This window comes from Corynebacterium sp. HMSC05C01 (genome assembly GCF_001807155.1).
Classification (GTDB): Bacteria; Actinomycetota; Actinomycetes; order Mycobacteriales; family Mycobacteriaceae; genus Corynebacterium; species Corynebacterium coyleae.
In genome coordinates this window covers 107675-124179 of sequence record NZ_KV787967.1, presented here as the reverse complement: position 1 = coordinate 124179, position 16505 = coordinate 107675, and the positions used below count along the sequence as shown (strand labels likewise).

At 62.5% G+C, this 16505-nt stretch carries 14 protein-coding genes; 6 read left to right on the top strand and 8 right to left on the bottom strand.

Features of this window, described 5'->3' with window-relative positions; all coding sequences use genetic code 11:
• Positions 1–249: 249 nt before the first annotated feature.
• Positions 250–1185 (bottom strand): hypothetical protein, encoded by a 936-nt coding sequence (locus HMPREF3145_RS08550; RefSeq protein WP_083279472.1) that lies wholly within the window; start codon positions 1183–1185, stop codon positions 250–252.
• Between the two features lie 52 nt (positions 1186–1237).
• Positions 1238–3886 carry a phosphoenolpyruvate carboxylase gene (ppc, locus tag HMPREF3145_RS08545; RefSeq protein ID WP_070422809.1) on the bottom strand — a complete coding sequence of 883 codons (2649 nt, stop codon included), beginning with the start codon at positions 3884–3886 and terminating at the stop codon, positions 1238–1240.
• A gap of 205 nt (positions 3887–4091) precedes the next feature.
• Here ppc and HMPREF3145_RS08540 point away from each other — a divergent pair, with 205 nt between their 5' ends.
• Positions 4092–5414, top strand: a complete 1323-nt coding sequence (locus HMPREF3145_RS08540) for an O-acetylhomoserine/O-acetylserine sulfhydrylase (RefSeq protein ID WP_070422808.1) — start codon at positions 4092–4094, stop codon at positions 5412–5414.
• A complete protein-coding gene (locus HMPREF3145_RS08535) occupies positions 5415–6551 on the top strand; it encodes a homoserine O-acetyltransferase MetX (RefSeq protein ID WP_070422807.1) in 1137 nt (378 codons plus the stop codon). It abuts the gene before it with no gap.
• Positions 6552–6554: 3 nt separating this feature from the next.
• Here the strand turns inward: HMPREF3145_RS08535 and HMPREF3145_RS08530 are convergent, their stop codons facing one another.
• The gene (locus HMPREF3145_RS08530) at positions 6555–6917 is read right to left on the bottom strand and encodes a DUF3017 domain-containing protein (protein WP_224213045.1); all 363 of its coding nucleotides are present in this window, start codon (positions 6915–6917) and stop codon (positions 6555–6557) included.
• Positions 6918–6921: 4 nt separating this feature from the next.
• A complete protein-coding gene (locus HMPREF3145_RS08525; protein ID WP_210384182.1) occupies positions 6922–7800 on the bottom strand; it encodes a bifunctional methylenetetrahydrofolate dehydrogenase/methenyltetrahydrofolate cyclohydrolase in 879 nt (292 codons plus the stop codon).
• Between the two features lie 18 nt (positions 7801–7818).
• On the opposite strand from HMPREF3145_RS08525, the gene HMPREF3145_RS08520 reads away from it, so the two are divergent.
• Positions 7819–8289: a tRNA (cytidine(34)-2'-O)-methyltransferase gene (locus HMPREF3145_RS08520; RefSeq protein WP_070422805.1), complete on the top strand. Its 471-nt coding sequence runs from the start codon at positions 7819–7821 to the stop codon at positions 8287–8289.
• Here HMPREF3145_RS08520 and HMPREF3145_RS08515 read toward each other — a convergent pair.
• Genes HMPREF3145_RS08515 through HMPREF3145_RS08500 form a run of 4 tightly spaced genes read right to left on the bottom strand, consistent with a single transcriptional unit; the run spans position 8236 to position 14035 of the window.
• Complete coding sequence (locus tag HMPREF3145_RS08515; protein ID WP_141740851.1) at positions 8236–9630, bottom strand: PH domain-containing protein; 1395 nt, start codon at positions 9628–9630, stop codon at positions 8236–8238. The two genes, HMPREF3145_RS08520 and HMPREF3145_RS08515, sit on opposite strands and share 54 nt — an antisense overlap.
• A complete protein-coding gene (locus tag HMPREF3145_RS08510; RefSeq protein ID WP_371325704.1) occupies positions 9627–10262 on the bottom strand; it encodes a PH domain-containing protein in 636 nt (211 codons plus the stop codon). The genes HMPREF3145_RS08515 and HMPREF3145_RS08510 overlap by 4 nt, the downstream gene beginning before the upstream one ends.
• Before the next feature lie 20 nt (positions 10263–10282).
• Positions 10283–13444, bottom strand: coding sequence for an error-prone DNA polymerase (locus tag HMPREF3145_RS08505; RefSeq protein ID WP_070422803.1), 3162 nt, complete (start codon positions 13442–13444; stop codon positions 10283–10285).
• A 33-nt stretch (positions 13445–13477) separates the two neighbouring features.
• Positions 13478–14035, bottom strand: a complete 558-nt coding sequence (locus HMPREF3145_RS08500; protein WP_070422802.1) for a DinB family protein — start codon at positions 14033–14035, stop codon at positions 13478–13480.
• 90 nt (positions 14036–14125) lie between these two features.
• Between HMPREF3145_RS08500 and HMPREF3145_RS08495 the strand changes: the two genes are divergently transcribed.
• The 3 genes from HMPREF3145_RS08495 to HMPREF3145_RS12055 form a co-directional block, all read left to right on the top strand.
• On the top strand, positions 14126–15088 hold the full coding sequence (locus HMPREF3145_RS08495) for a helix-turn-helix transcriptional regulator (RefSeq protein WP_083279471.1): 963 nt from the start codon (positions 14126–14128) through the stop codon (positions 15086–15088).
• A gap of 95 nt (positions 15089–15183) precedes the next feature.
• Complete coding sequence (locus HMPREF3145_RS08490; RefSeq protein WP_070422801.1) at positions 15184–16077, top strand: MetQ/NlpA family ABC transporter substrate-binding protein; 894 nt, start codon at positions 15184–15186, stop codon at positions 16075–16077.
• Between the two features lie 30 nt (positions 16078–16107).
• Positions 16108–16505 (top strand): MetQ/NlpA family ABC transporter substrate-binding protein (locus HMPREF3145_RS12055; RefSeq protein ID WP_246817569.1); only part of this gene is annotated, 398 nt, incomplete at its 3' end.

Below are 16505 nucleotides of genomic sequence, written 5' to 3'. Positions count from 1 at the left end.
ATTTTTTCGCAGCGGCCGGGGCTTTTGCTGTTCGTCGCGTCAGGCCTGCCCTGGGTGCTTTCCTCCTGGTGCTGTCCTCCTAGGTGGTAACCACCAGATGGTAATCAACCGAGTGCCTGGACCGACGGTGCTCGTCCAACTCGGCTCATCACCATCCTCCGGTTACCATCCTCGGCGAAGGACGGGAACAGCGCCGGCCAGGAGCGGCGAAGGGCGGGAACAGCGCCGGCGAAGAGCGGGTGCGACTGCTCACCCCAAGGCTGCTCGACGGCCAGCGATGGTGGCGAGAACCTCTCGGACGAACTTCTCAGGATGCCGGCGTAGGAAATCCGGCGAGTAGCGCAGAAACACATATCCTCGGTTGGCGATCATCTTCTGTCGCTCGAACTCTTCCTGCCGCGCGCGTTCGGCGTTGGGTCCCTGGTATTTCACGTTGCCGTCGATCTCAATGAGTAACCAGCCATCGATGCAAAGGTCGGCGTAGCGTCCAGCCACTTCGTACTGTGTAAACAAGGGGCCGATCCCCGCACGGATCAGCAAGGCGCGCGCGAAAGATTCGTAGGGCGAACCGGAATCCGCGACGCTGTGCCGAATGCACTCCCGGACCACTGCAACACCTTTCAGTCTGCCAAGCTGGGATGCCTCCCGTTCAAGGAGTTCAAGCGTAAACCCACTGCGCCGGAGGTAGTCGGCAGCGACGAGCCCTTCGACGAAGCCGTAGTGGCGGGCGATATCAGCGAACGTTCGAAAACCATTGGTAACCCGGTGGCCGTCGCGCAACGAGATTTCGCTCTTGCGCAGCACCATGCGTCGAAACAGGATCCCTTCCCGGTTTCGTCGAGTAGGGGAGCTCCCCCTGGAAAGCAGACACAGTTCGACGGGCTCTTTTGTCGTACTGATCACCCAAATACCGTGCATGCGCGCGGCCGATCTGCCGACTAGCACTGCTTCCCTGCTCATCAGTGCAGCAGCCTCGACACGCAGCCATTGACGTTCGTGGAACTTCAGCTCTTTCCAGCTCGTCTCCCGATACACAATACTTGTGTCGAGCACCCGATGCGGCCCTCGGAGTTTGTCGAGTGCTTTGTGGGAGAGCAGCCGTTTGTCCACAATCCCCCGCCGCAGTTCCTCCTTCCGCTCCTCCCATCGTTGCTGTTGTGCCTTGTGTTCTCTGTCAATCCCCATACCTATTCTGACGGCGGAAACTCGGCACCGGTTCCCTTTCGCCGCAGGAAATCTACCCTGCGTTGCGCAGTGCGGTGGCCAGCCCGTTCATGGTGACCTGGATCGTCTTCGGGACGAGGAAGGCCTCGTCGCCGGCGCGGTAGCGGCGCAGCAGCTCAAGCTGGACCGCGTTGAGCGGCAGCAGGTAGGGGTAGCGACGTTTTAGGGATCGGGCCTGGCGCTGGTTCTCGGCAACAAGGTCCGTATGCCCGGTGATACGGAAGTAGACCTGCTTGGTGCGCTCGAATTCATCGGCGATAAGGGAGTAGATGCGCTCGGCTACCTCGCGGTCCTCCACTAGGTCGGCGTAGAGGCGGGCCAGCGACAGCTCGGCCTTCGCCATGACTTGGGCCATGTTGGACAGCACGGAGCGGAAGAACGGCCAGTCACGGTAGAGTTCGCGCAGGTCATCCCAGCGGTCTTCGTCTTCCCCAGCCCAGCGCTCGACTGCAGTACCGACGCCGAACCAGCCAGGCACATTGGTACGCGACTGCGCCCAGGACAGCACCCAGGGGATGGCGCGCAGGTCGGAAATCGCGGTGGTCTGTTTGCGGGACGCCGGGCGAGAGCCGAGGTTGAGCTCGCCGATCTCGTGCAGCGGGGTGGATTGGGTGAAGTAGTCAATGAACCCGGGGTCGCCGATGAGCTCGTTGTACTTTTCGCCGGAGTAGGCGGCAAGCGTGCGCATGATGTCGTAGGCGCGGGTCGGGTCTTCAATAGGTTCGGTATCCAGGAGGGATGCCTCCAGGGTGCCGGCGACGAAGGCTTCGAGGTGGCGGCGGGCGGTCTCTGGCGATCCGTACTTGGCGGAGATGATCTCGCCCTGCTCGGTGATGCGGATGGAGCCGTCGACGGCACCCTTGGGCTGAGCGAGGATCGCGTCGTAGGTGGGCCCGCCACCGCGGCCGACTGCCCCGCCGCGGCCGTGCGCGAGTCGAAGGCGGATGCCGTGCCGGTTGCAGAGGTCGACCAGGGCGAGTTCGGCGTCGTAAAGCGCCCAGTTCGCTTGCAGGTAGCCGCCGTCCTTGTTGGAGTCGGAGTAGCCGAGCATGACCTCCTGGATGTCACCGCGGGCGCGCAGATGTTCGCGATAGAACGGCAGCGACCAGAGATCTTCGAGGATGCTGGCGCCGTGTGCGAGGTCCTCGATGGTCTCGAAGAGTGGGACGACGTTGACGTCGCTCAGGCCGACCTCTTTGAGCAGGACCATGGGCTCCAAAATGTCGGAGACGGCACCGGTCATGGCGATAATGCACTGCGCGATCGCCCCCTGGCCCAAGTCTCGGACGGCGCGGGCGGCGGCGGTGAGGATGCCCATTTCCTTGCGGGTGTCGTCGCTAAGCAGTGCTTCGGCGCGCAGCAGCGGACGTGGGGTGCGCAGCTCCTCGACGAGTACCTCCACGCGGTCCTCTTCAGCGAGCGCGGCGTAGTTATCGCACACGCCGGCAACCGCAAGCACTTCGGTCACGACTTTTTCAAAGGATTCGGAGTTTTGGCGCAGGTCAAGCGTGTACAGGTGGAAGCCGAAGGTGGTCACGGCGGAGCGCAGGCGGCCCAGCCGGTCATCGGCAATGATGGCGCCGCCGTGGGCACGAAGGGAGGCGTCGGTCACGTCCAAGTCTGCGAGCAGCTCGCCCGGTTCCGCATACGGCGAGCCCGTGGTCACCGAGCCAGCGAGCAACTCGCGCGTAGCGACGACACGGTGGCGGATGCCAAAAATGGCCCGGCGGTAGGGCTCATCGACGCGGGACTCGGCGGTGTTGTTGGCGGCATCCGCAAGCCGGGAAAGCTCCTCCGAGCAGGTGGAATAGCGGTCTGAAAGCGACAGCTCGCGCTCCAACTCACCCAGCTCATCGATGTAGTAGCTGAGCACAGTATCGGCGGCTTGGCGGGTGGCATACGTGAGCGTTTCGGCATTCACGTACGGGTTGCCGTCATGGTCGCCGCCGATCCAGGAACCCGGGCGCATCACGGGGGTGAGGGCGAGGTCGCGGCCAAAGGTGTCGCGAAGTTCGTAGCGGATTGCGCGGTTGATCGCCGGGATCTGCTCAAGCAGGGAGAGCTTGTAATAGCGCAGGCCGACGTCAATCTCGTCCTCAAGACGCGGGCGGGCGATGCGGATCAGCGCGGTCTGCCACATCAGGGTCATGCGCAGCTCCATCTCGCGTTCGATGGCTGCCGGGTCGGCACCAGCGTGGAGTTCACTCAGCAAGCGCTTGATGTGGGTCTGGGTGTCGAAGACGGTGCGGCGACGGGTCTCAGTCGGGTGCGCAGTGAGCACCGGAGAGACCTGCGCCCCGGCGATAAGGTCGGCGACCTTGTCAGCGTCCACGCCGCTGTCTTTCAGGTGCGCGAAGCTTGTGCGTAGCGAGACCGGTGCGGCGGCCTTCTCGTCGTCAAGATCCTCAACCAAGTTAGCCAGCAGCGCGAAGTGGCTAAATGCGCGTGCGACGAGGTTCACTTTGGTGATGTCCATATCGCGGAAGACTGCGAGCAAGTCTTCCGGGGTGGCGTCCCCGTGGGCGATGTCGAAGGCGGTGCGGCGGGTGGATTCGACCAGGTCGAAGATCTCCTGCCCTTCCTGCTCGGCAAGCACGCGGCCGAGTACCCGGCCTAGGAGTCGGATGTCTTCACGGACGTGATCGGCAGGCTGAGCAGACACGGAGGCTTCCTTCAACTACGGCGCGACTAAGACGTCACGGGCGCGACGTGCTTAGTAAACGTAGCCAAGTTCTACTCCCCTGTCTCGACATCGGAGGTCGAACGATCGCGGGCTGGGTATTTGCACTATTTTTATTCAGCCTTTCAACTCGGAAAATAGACCGCTTGGTACACAACGGCAGACTAAGCGGGCTACATTGCAGCCCATGGGAAACTACGACAACTCCAACGCACAAGAATGGTCCTTTGGCACACGCTCGATCCACGCTGGCCAGCAGGTCGATCAGGATTACGGCGCTCGTAACCAGCCGATTTACATGACCACCAGCTACGTGTTCGACGACGCACAGCACGCGGAGAACCGTTTCAACCTCTCGGATGCAGGCCCGATTTACACCCGCCTGACCAACCCGACGCAGCAGGCGCTCGAGGATCGCCTGGCGTCGCTGGAGGGCGGCGTGGCTGCCACGGCGTTCGCCTCCGGCATGGCTGCGGAGACCGCCGCAATTCTTACCCTGGCTCAGGCAGGCGACCACGTTGTTACGTCCCCGCGCCTCTACGGCGGTACCGAGACGCTGTTCCAGCACACGCTGCCGAAGTTGGGCATTGAGTTCACCTTCGTGGAAAATCCGGACGATCCCGCAAGCTGGCAGGCTGCCGTCCAGCCGAACACACGGGCGTTTTATGGCGAGACGTTCGGCAACCCGATCGCGGACGTCCTGGACATCCCGGCGGTTGCAGAGGTTGCGCATAACAATCAGGTGCCGTTGATCGTCGATAACACGATGGCGACTGCCGCTCTGGTCAAGCCGCTGGAGTTGGGCGCGGACATCGTGGTCGTGTCCACGACGAAGTTCTACACCGGTAACGGCGCTGCGATTGGTGGCGCGATTATCGACGGCGGCAAGTTCGACTGGACCGTCCAGCGCGACGGCAAGGACGTCTTCCCACTGTTTACCACCCCGGATCCGGCGTACCACGGTCTGAAGTACGCGGACCTGGGCGCCCCGGCGTTTGCGCTGCGTGCCCGCGCCGGTTTGCTGCGCGACACGGGTGCGGCGATCTCGCCGTTCAACGCGTGGGTTGCGCTGCAGGGTATTGATACGTTGGCGCTTCGCGTCGAGAAGCACAATGCAAACGCGCTGAAGGTGGCGGAGTTCCTCGCGGGCCATGACAAGGTGGCCAAGGTCAACTACGCAGGCCTGGACGATTCGCCGTACAAGGCGACGAAGGACAAGTTGGGTCTGAAGTACACCGGTTCGGTGCTGTCGTTCGACATCGCGGGCGATCAGGATGACAAGACGAACGCGTGGAAGTTCATCGACGCGCTGAAGCTGCACTCCAACCTGGCCAACATCGGCGACGTGCGCTCGCTGGTGGTGCACCCGGCGTCGACAACGCACTCCCAGTCGGACGCTGCGGGTCTTGCCCGCGCTGGTATTACGCAGGCCACGGTGCGTTTGTCTGTCGGCATCGAGGATGTCGAGGACATTATCGCGGACCTCGAGCGCGGTTTCGCGGCGGTCTAAATGCTGGCTCCTGAAGGGCAGCTCGCCACGGTCGCCATCGGCGATGTTGTCACTGAGGCCGGCGAGGTGATCGCGGATACGCGCATTGCTTATCGACGATGGGGCGCACTGCAAGGCGACCCCAACGGCGTCAACAACGTCATCCTCGTCGAACACGCCCTGACCGGCGACAGTGACGCCTCCGACTGGTGGTCCGAAGCCATCGGCCCCGGCAAAGCGCTAGACACCGACGAGTGGTGCGTGATCTGCACCAACGCACTCGGGTCGTGTTACGGCTCCACCGGCCCCGCGAGCGAGCACCCGGATGGTGGTGTGTGGGGCTCGCGCTTCCCCGCCATCACGATCCGCGACATGGTGCACGCCGAGCACGCCTTCCTTGACCGTCTCGGCATTGGGCGCGTCCACGCGGTCATCGGTGGATCCATGGGCGGCGCGCGCACTCTGGAGTGGACGCTGCTCTACCCCGAGCAAGCCGACTACGCGCTGGTGCTGGCCGTGTCTGCCCGAGCAAGCGCCTGGCAGATCGGTATCCAAACCGCGCAGATCACCTCGATCACCCAGGACCCAGCCTGGCAGGGTGGCGACTACCACGGCACCGGCCAGTCGCCGGATGCCGGGCTCGCCGCCGCGCGTCGCATCGCCCATCTGACCTACCGTGGCGAGCTGGAAATCGACGAGCGCTTCGGCACCTCCGCCCAAACCGGCGAAAACCCACTCGGGCCATTCCGCCAAGACGACCAGCGCTTCGCCGTCCAGTCCTACCTGGAACACCAGGGCAAGAAACTCACCGAGCGTTTCGACGCCGCCTGCTACGTCACCCTCACCGAAGCCCTCAACCGCCACGACATCGGCCGGGGCCGCGGCGGGCTGAACAAGGCGTTGGCATCCTCAACCGTGCCGACGATGATCGTCGGCGTCGACACCGACATTTTGTACCCCTACCACCAGCAGGAACACATCTCCCGAAACTTGGGCAACCTGCTAGCCATGTCGAAGTTGTCCTCCCCCGTCGGCCACGACGCCTTCCTCGTGGAGGCACGCCAGATGGATCGGATTCTGCGCAACTTCATCAAACTCACCCACGAAATCCCGCCCGCCCGCGAGATCGCGTCACGCTACGGCGACTACGCGATCTAGGGGTTAAGACCCCAGCGCGTCCACCGACCAGGACAGCCACATCATGGTGGCGCCAAGGGCGGTGGTGAACATGGCGTCGAAACGCTTGGAGCGCACCGCGACCAGACCAATAACCTTGGAGTCGCAGGTCAAGCGCACCAGCGTGAGCCACAGTAGCGCCGCGCCAAGGGTGAACGTGGCGCGACGCCAGTGCTCGGTAGCGGCGAAGATGCCGGAAATGACAAACCCGACAACAAACAGGGCAACCCCGACGCGCTGCGCCCACAATGGCAGGCGTGACGGGGCGTTGCCGCGGTCGTGAGGGTTATCCAGCGTCAACCCCGGTGGCAGCGAAGTCCCAGGGAGCTGGATGCGGGTGCTTCCCACGTTGTTACGCGTCCTGGTTTGCTTGCTGGTTCACGCCGGCTTGGCGCTCGGCGCTTTCGACGATGTTGCGCACCAGGAACGTGCGCGTCATCGGGCCTACACCGCCCGGGTTCGGGGAGACCCAACCGGCCTTCTCCCACACGTCGGGGTGCAGGTCGCCGACGGTTTTGCCGTCGACGCGGGAGACGCCGACGTCGAGAAGCGCCGCGCCTTCCTTGATCATGTCGGCGGTGATCATGTGTGGCTTGCCAGCGGCAGCGATGATCACGTCCGCGCGGCGAGTCTCCGCGGCGAGGTCCTTGGTGCCGGTGTGACACAGCACGGTGGTGGCGTTGACATCGCGGGAGGTCAGCATCAGCGAGATCGGACGGCCCACCGTCACGCCGCGGCCAATAACACAAACGATGGCGCCGTTGAGATCCACGCCGAAGCGCTCGAGCAGCTTGATGGAGCCGTTCGGGGTGCACGGCAGCGGGGCCGGCTCGTTGAGGACGAGTTTGCCCAGGTTCACCGGGTGGAGGCCGTCGGCGTCCTTGTCCGGGTCAATCAACTCCAGGATCCGGTTCTCATCCAGGTGCTTCGGCAGCGGCAACTGGACGATGTAGCCGGTGACGGAATCGTCGCGGTTGAGCTCGTCGATAACCGCCTCAAGCTCCTTTTGAGTGGTCTCCGCAGACAGGTGCTTCTGAATGGAGGCAATGCCGAGCTCTTCGCAGTCCTTGTGCTTCATACGCACGTAGTTCTGGCTAGCGGGATCTTCGCCGACAAGCACCGTCGCCAGACCCGGGGTCACCCCCTGTTCCTTCAGTCGCGCCACGCGCTCGCGCAGGTCCGCGAAAATCTCCTCGCGGTAGAGTTTTCCGTCCAGTTTGATCGCAGTCACGGCCCCAATCCTAGACTCTTGTGCGTGCTCCACATCATCTATGACAATCCGGCCATTGGCGGCAACGCTGGCGCGGCGATCCGCCTTGCGGCAAATACCGGCGCGCAGCTGCATTTCGTCGAGCCGCTCGGCTTCAATTTTGACGACAAACACCTCAAACGCGCAGGCCTGGACTACCACGATCTTGCAGACGTGGTCATCCACCCCAACATCGACGCCTGCTTCGACGCGTTGGAAGGCTCACGCATTTTCGCGTTCACCGCGCACACCGACCACCACTACCACGAGGTGCAATACCAGGACGGCGACGCGTTGCTGTTCGGCAACGAGGCCAACGGCATCCCGGAGGAGCACCTCGCCCACCCGCGGATTACGCGTCAGGTGCGGATTCCGATGCTGCCGTCGCGACGCAGCATGAACCTGACCAACTCGGCGTCAGTCGCCATCTACGAGGCCTGGCGCCAACTCGGGTTCCCCGGCGCTTTGTGACAACGGCGGTAGCTCGCGAGCGCGCAGCTTATCGACGAGCCCACGCGCCTGGTCCTCCTCCAAATCCCGACACGTCACGCTGAAGGCGCCGGGCACCAGGTCCAGGTCAATGCTGGCCAGGCCAAGTTTTCGCTGCAGCGGATCCTGGTTGAAGGTCAGTTCCTGAATGTGTGGGACGTCCACCATCTGGAACCAGCGCCCGATCCGCCCTGCCGTTGTCGTGACCGCGTCGGCGCGGACCTTGACCGTTTGACGTTTCCAGTCGAACGGTGAGATCCACCGGGCGCTGCGCGGGGAGCGGAAATCTACGTTGTCCAGATCGGTCAGTTCAGCGCCGGTTAGCGGACCGACTGCATCGATCACGGCCATCGCCTGTTCCCACGTCCCCACTGGCAGAATCTTCGACGTGCCGGTTTGCTTGTTACGTTCCGAGCCATAACCCGCCGCCACGACAGAGACCGTCCACCATCCGAACGGGCGCCAGAACATTGGCTGGCGCAACTGCACCGCGTGGATACGCGAGCGAGGCATTGCTTGCCGACGACGATTCGCCAACCCATACGTCAAGTGGAACACCTCCCCGTCCTTCGTCGCGTTGAAGCGCCACGACTGGTCGATCGTGCGCCAAATGCGGGGCATAAAACCCACCACAACAGGGATGATCGCCGCGGCGGTCACATCCGTCCACAGTGGAATCGTCGACCACGCCAGTGTGAATACGGTCGACATTTGCAATGTGGTGCCGATCAGCGAGCGGCGAATCGGGATCGGCGGCACCAACATGTTCGGTGCGTATTCGGCCCCGGCAGCGGCGGCGCTCTCAAGCGAACGCTTCACTGGCCCGTCAATTCGGGCCAGGATCTGCGCGCGGACCTCCTCTGCTTCCTCGCGCGGAAGATATGTGATGTCCAAACCTGAACTGGCGCTGCCTGCGGCCTCGATACGCACGGAGGCAAGCCCGAACAGTCGCGGTGCAAAGGATTCGACTACGTCAACTGCCTGAACACGGTCGTAGCGCGCGGTGCGGATTTGGTTGGTCAGCACACCGCGGCGGGTCTCCACTTCTTCGTCGCCTACCTTGAATCCGCTGCGACGCCACCACACCTGGGACACCGCGAAAATCACCACGAGCGCAGCCACAAGGCCTGCGGCTGCCCATGCAATGTCGGTGGGCCCGACGTTTTCGCGCTGCATCCACCGATAAATCGGCATGGTGAAGTTGAACAGGGCGAGTGTCGCTAGGGCCAGCATGAACGTCCACACACGCAACAATGGCGTGAGCCTATGGACGTGGCGGTAGCCCTCCATGCCGGGAATCGTCGATACGCGTCCGCTTGTCACAGCCCACTCATCCGCTCACGAGCCTTCAGCGCAAGGCGATCCCGCAACGCATCTGCATCCGCCGCAAGCAGTCCCGGCAGATCCGAGTTGGACGAATTCGACGCCGTATGCACCGTCAGCTCCTTCAGCCCCAGGGCACGTGTGATCGGCCCCGACTGCACATCCACGAACTGAATGCGCCCGTACGGAATCACCGTGATCGTGTGGAACATCTTGCCGGTGCTCAGCACCAGTTCGTCCTCGGTCTCCAGCCAACCCATGTTGCGGACCTGGTACGGGATAAGGAAGAAGCGCCAGATGAAGATCACCGTGAAAATCCCCAGCGGGATCAGGAATCCCCAGCCCCACTCGCGGTAGGCCAAATACAGGCCACCGCACACGCCGATGGTCCACAGGGCATTCGACACCAGCATCGGCCACATCAACTTCGGCGACACTTTGTGCATCTCCTCGACCGAGGATGGCAAAGGCTGCACCGGGCTATGCACGCCGGTAGTGGGCTGGCCTGCAGTGTTCGGGCCTGCAGTGTTCGGGCCTGCAGTGTTTGGTCCGGGGTGATGTTCAGGGCTTCCGCTGAGCGCTTCAGACATGGCGATCACGCTACCAGCAGCCCCAGACACGGCCTTGCTCATGACAGGGCTCATCGAAGCATTCATCGGAAGTCCCTCGATCCCCGGGAGAGCAGCTCCCCTACCTCCAACGGTTCGAACCGGTCCGCCACCACGGACACTGCCCCGGAAGCATTTTGCACAATCCCGCGTACGACGAGCGCTTTCGCAGTGCGGGCAAGGACGCGTTGCTTCTTCCACAACCCGACTGAGATAACCACGTTGACCAGCCCGGTTTCATCCTCCATTCCCAAAAATGTCACACCACCTGCAGTGACCGGATGTTGGCGGTGCGTCACCACTCCGGCGATGCGCACGCGAGTGCCGTCCTCCACGCCATGCAGCAGTTGTGCAACCGGAATAACGCCTCGCTCCTCCAGCGATTCGCGCACCATCTCTACTGGCATGAGCTCCGGGGTCACCCCTGTGGCTGCGATGTCAGCCACCATGAGTTCGAACGAGTTCATGCCAGGCAGCGCCGGCGCCGAGATCGCCGATAATCCGGGCAGCATGCCGTGGCGTTCCGTGGCAGCGATACCCGCTTGCCACAATGCTTGTCGACGAGACACCTCAAAGCAGTCCAACGCCCCCGCCCGCGCGAGCGCCTCGACGTGGTCGACGCTCAGGTCAGCCCGGCGCGATAGATCCGCAATATCGGTAAACGGTGCCGCTGCTTCGATCCGGTCGGCGGCATCCGCACCTAAGCCACGGACGAGCCCGAGCCCCATCCGGATCGTTGAGGAATCAATGCAGCGCGCCTCGCGCCCCGACGCGTTGACCGACACTGGCAGTACCTCTACCCCGTGCCGGCGTGCGTCCTGTACCAGCGACTGTGGTGAGTAGAATCCCATCGGTTGCGCCCGCAGCAGCCCCACGCAGAACTGCGCCGGGTAGTGGCATTTAAACCAGGCGGAGAAGTACACCAAAGAGGCGAACGACTGGGAGTGCGATTCCGGGAACCCGTATGCGGCGAACGCCACGATCTTCTGCCACAGCCGTTCTGCGACTTCTTCGCTGATTTGGTTGGTGGCCCAGCAGCCTTCGAAAAACCTCGCGCGCAACGCGGCCATCTTGGCCGGTGAGCGTTTCGATCCCATCGCGCGCCGAAGCGCATCCGCCTCACGTCCGGAAAAACCAGCCGCGTCGACGCAGATCTGCATAAGTTGCTCTTGGAACAGCGGGATCCCCAGTGTTTTGCCAAGGGATCGCTCGAGCACCGGATGGTCGTACACGACCGGCTCTAGCCCGTCGCGACGCCGCAGGTACGGATGCACCGAACCACCCTGGATTGGACCAGGGCGGATCAAGGCCACCTGCACGACCAGGTCGAAAAACCTGCGCGGCTTCAACCTAGGCAGCGTGCCCATCTGTGCGCGCGATTCAACCTGGAACACGCCGACGGAATCGGCGCGGCAAAGCATGTCGTACACGGCGTCGTCGTCAAGCGAAAGCTCCCACAAATGCACCTTGCGGCCTGTGGTTTCCTCCACGAGATCCACCATGTGGTGCAGCGCTTCGAGCATGCCGAGCCCCAGCAGGTCGAACTTGACCAGGCCAGCGGAGGCACAGTCATCTTTATCCCATTGCACCACCGAGCGATCTGCCATGCGCGCCCATTCGACGGGGACGACGTCGGCGATGGGACGGTCACAAATCACCATGCCACCAGAGTGAATGCCCAGATGACGCGGCTGCCCCTTGAACTGCGCTGCAAGTTGCTCCACAGCCTCGGGCGGATCTGAAAGCCCCTTCGACCAACTATCCGCAGCGCCCTGTGCGTATCCGAGCGCACGCGCGGCATCACGGACCGCCCCTTTCGTGCGGTACGTAATCACGTTAGCTACCTGCGCCGCATTGTCGCGCCCATATGTGTCGTAGACGTACTGAATGACCTCCTCTCGCCGGCCTGACTCAATGTCTAGGTCAATATCCGGCGGGCCGTCGCGGTCAGGCGAGAGGAAACGCTCGAACAGGAGGCCTGCCTCGATCGGCTCGACATTCGTGATCCCGAGGGCGAAACACACCGCCGAGTTCGCCGCCGAACCACGTCCTTGGCACAAAATGTTCTGCTTCGCGCAGAAATCCACGAGGTCGTAAATGATCAGGAAGTAGCCGGGAAAGTTCAGCTCTTCAATCACGCTCAGTTCGTAGCGGATCTGCTTCATCGCCTGGTTGCGCACATCCGCACTTCGCGTCGCGTACCGGAACTGCGCGCTCGCCAACGTCAGATCCCGCAGATGATCCATCTCGCCTCGCCCGCTTGGCGTTGGGTAGCGCGGCAGTTCAGGCGCGACAAGATTCAGCGTGAACGCGCACTGCTTTGCCAACTCAACGCTGTAATCCAGCATGTGTTTGCATCCCGGCAGCATGCGTTCGAGCTGCTCGCCAGAGCGCAGCCAGTTCGCACCCATCGGATGCAAGTCCCCGTGTGCTTGTGCAAGTGCTTCTCTGCGAGCCAACGCACGCTTCGCCGCAGCCAACCTCGCCTGCTCACGCGTGGCTGCCGCCGGTATCGCGGTGACGATGGCGGGGAGGTGATCAAAACGATCGAGCATTGCGTGCCGGTCAGCGTCTTCAGGAGTCATCGAAACTTCATATTCTCGCACCACATTGTCCTGGCCAAATGTTTCGACCAGGTGGTCGATTTCCCCTACCCACTGCCAGCCGGCGAGCACGACGCAGGTGCCGCCCAGCTGGTCGCCGATGAGCTCCAGCGGCGGATAGGCCACCTTGTCCTTTTCCCGGGTGGCCATGTGCGCGTCCGCCATCAGGTGGGAGAGTCGCTTGTACCCCTCCGGCCCGCGGGCGATCACGGGCAGGACGGTGTCACCCAACGTCAGCTCCGCCCCGAAGACGGTGTCCAGCCCGGCCGCGGCGGCCGCCTCCGCGAACTTCACCGCGCCGTAGAATCCGTCCCGGTCCAGCAGCCCCACCGCGCTCAGTCCCAGCTCAACGGCCCGGGCCACCAAGTCCTCCGGTTCGCTCGCCCCGCCGAGGAAGCTATACGAGCTGACGGTGTGCAGCTCGGCGAACGGTGTCGTCGATAGGCATTGTTTTTGCGGCGGGGGCGCTGGCTCCGCCTTGCCGTACGCGGCGCCTGCGGGCGTGCCGGTGTGACCGACCGGCACCGGCTCCGGGCCGGGGCGGCCGGAGAGGATGCGTTCGAGCCGCGACCACGACAGTGGCGCTCCCCCGTTGAACCTCATAGCGGGAACGCTACCACCGTTCGAAACTGTGTGCTAGTTACTCCAAGGGGTGATGTATTCGTTCGGTTCCCACCCCTCGATCGCCGCAAGCAACTCTGCAGCCTGCGCACCGTCAATCTGCTCCCGAATGATGTCCGCATGCCCGGCATGGCGGGCGAACTCCTCCACCGCATGCACATAGATGTAGCGCAACTTAGCTACCTGCGGCTCATCCATGCCGTACCACGGGAACGGCCCCACCGGCAGTTCCGCCTCAAGGTCACCGCCGCGACACATCTCCATATAGTCAGCTCGCACGCTATCGAAGCGTTCCAAGATGCGATCCAGCGTCTCTTCGGCAGTCGGCGTAAAGCTGGCTGCAAAGTCGGCCTGTGAGTGTTCATACCCGGCAACACCGGCACCGGAAAGCGACCTCACCATGACAAACGTGACGTGTTTGAGCAGTCCGCTAATGCTCAGCGCACTGCGGAGTGGAGTGCGCCTCGCAGCATCGTCGTCAAGCCCAAACGCGCTAGCCCGCAGCGCATCTAACTGCACGTCAAGATAGTTACAAAGCGTGTCTAGCTCATTGTCTTTGCGCGGAAAATACATCGATATTCCTTCCTGTTGATCACTTTCCAACCGGAACCCTAAGCCCCGTTGAGGACAGCTTTTGTCCGCAGTATGGAGAAGAATGACTGCATGGCAAATACGACGCAGCGCGTGCTCCAGCTTTTGGGACTATTGCAAGCGCGAACCACGTGGCAAGCAAGCGCCCTCGCCTCTGAGCTCGGCGTCACAGAGCGCACAGTGCGCCGCGATATCGCGCGGTTGCGCGATATGGGCTACCCGGTCAATTCCAGCAGCGGGATCGAGGGAGGCTACCAATTGGGCACTGGTCGCCATTTACCGCCCCTACTCCTCGACGACACCGAGGCCGTCGCGCTCGTCGCGAGTCTGCGCATGATGGCCCTGAACGGCACCGACAACGCTGGAACCGCCGCACTTCGTGCCTTGGCCAAAATTGATCATATCGTGCCGCCCCACCTGCGAGCCCTAGCATCAGCGGTTGATAACGCAACTACGGCGCTCCCCCATGAGCGCCCGACCGTCGAACTACAACTACTCACCCAACTCGCCACTTCACAGCGGGACCACACGCTCGTACGTTTCACCTACAGCAAGCCCAACGGCACATCATCCACGAGGGAAGTTGAACCAGCCCGGCTCATGACCCAAGGCGAGCTCTGGTACCTCCAAGCATTTGACAAAAGCAGAGACGACTGGCGCACTTTTCGCCTCGACCGAATAAGCAACGCACAGACAACATGCTGGGGTTTCACCCCGAAGATTCCACCACCCCCGGACTTCAGCAGCGATATCGCAAAACGCTATCCCTGCGTCATCCGTGTGGAGCTGGAAAGCTCACCCGATCTGGTGGCCGAACGGATCCCCCCTCCCTATCGCACCGACCTAGAGGTAACCAAAAATGGATGTACTTTCGTCACCGGCGCACCAGATTGGGACGATCTTGCATGGCACCTTCTTTGGGTATGCCGCGACCTGGACTGCACGATGAAGTTGGATGCGAACGCAGAGTCAGACCACCTTCGAACGGCGTTGCACAACATCGGACAAGCTGCGCTTTTATTGGCCCAGGCATAGAAGCGCAAACTGCTTTGTTCTAAAAAATAGACTAAGCGGTACATAGGGTGCTAGATTCTCACCCGTCAAACTTTCCCAATAAACAAGGAGACATCATGCGTATCAAGCGCACCCTCGCAACCGTTGCTGCTGCAGCGCTCGCCACCACCGGCCTGGTCGCTTGCTCCAACGAGTCCAACGACGCCACCGAGACCACCGCCGCAAACGGCGAGAACGTCACCGTCAAGATCGGTACCACCGAGGCCGACCAGGAGGCCTGGACTGTATTCAAGCAGCTCGCAGCTGACAACGGCATCGAGCTCGACATCGTGCAGTTCTCCGACTACTCCCCGGTCAACGAGGCGCTCGCACAGGGAGAGCTGGACGTGAACAAGTTCCAGCACATTAAGTACCTCGCCGAGTACAACGCTGCTTCCGGCAACGACCTCAAGGTTGTCGGCTCCACCGAGATCGTCCCGCTCGCGCTGTTCTGGAAGGACCACGACTCGCTCGACGGCATCGAGGGCCAGTCCGTCGCTATCCCGAACGACCCGTCCAACCAGGGCCGCGCCATCAACGTGCTGGTTCAGGCCGGTCTGCTTACCCTCAACGACAACGTCGCTGACCCGCTGACCCCGACCCCGGCCGAGATCAACAAGGACGAGTCCAAGGTCACCGTCACCCCGGTCGACGCATCCCAGACGCCGAATGCTTACAACGAAGGCAAGCCGGCCATCATCAACAACACCTGGCTGGACCGCGCAGGCATCGAGCCGAGCCTGGCCGTGTTCGAGGACGATCCGGAGTCCAAGGAAGCAGAGCCGTACATCAACGTGTTCGCTGCTCGTTCCGAGGACATTTCCGATGAAACGCTGAACAAGCTGGTCGAGCTGTGGCAGACCCCGGAGGTTGCTGAAGCTACCGCCAAGGACTCCAAGGGCACCTCGGTTCCGGTTTACCGCGACCAGAAGGAGCTCAACGACATCCTTGACCGTCTGCAGAACAAGTAAGCACAAGAAGCAATAAGGAGCGCGTAGATCATGCGTACCAAGCGTTTTCTCGCAGCGGCGGCAGCCTCTGTCATCGCCGCAACCTCTTTGGTGGCGTGCTCGTCGGAAACGGAGTCGTCGACAAGCAGTGCTGATGGCGACACTGTGACCGTCAAGATCGGCACCACCGACGCCGACCAGAAGGCCTGGAGTGTCTTCGCGGACGAAGCCCAGAAGGCTGGCATCGAGCTCGACATCGTGCGTTTCTCCGAGTACCCGCAGGTCAACCCAGCACAGACCGAGGGTCAGATCGAGATTTCGAAGTTCCAGACCATCAACTACCAGGCCCAGTACAACGCCACCGCTGGCAAGGACCTGCGCATCATTGGTTCTGGCGAGATCAACGTGCTTGGCCTGTACTGGAAGGACCACGACTCGCTCGACGGCAT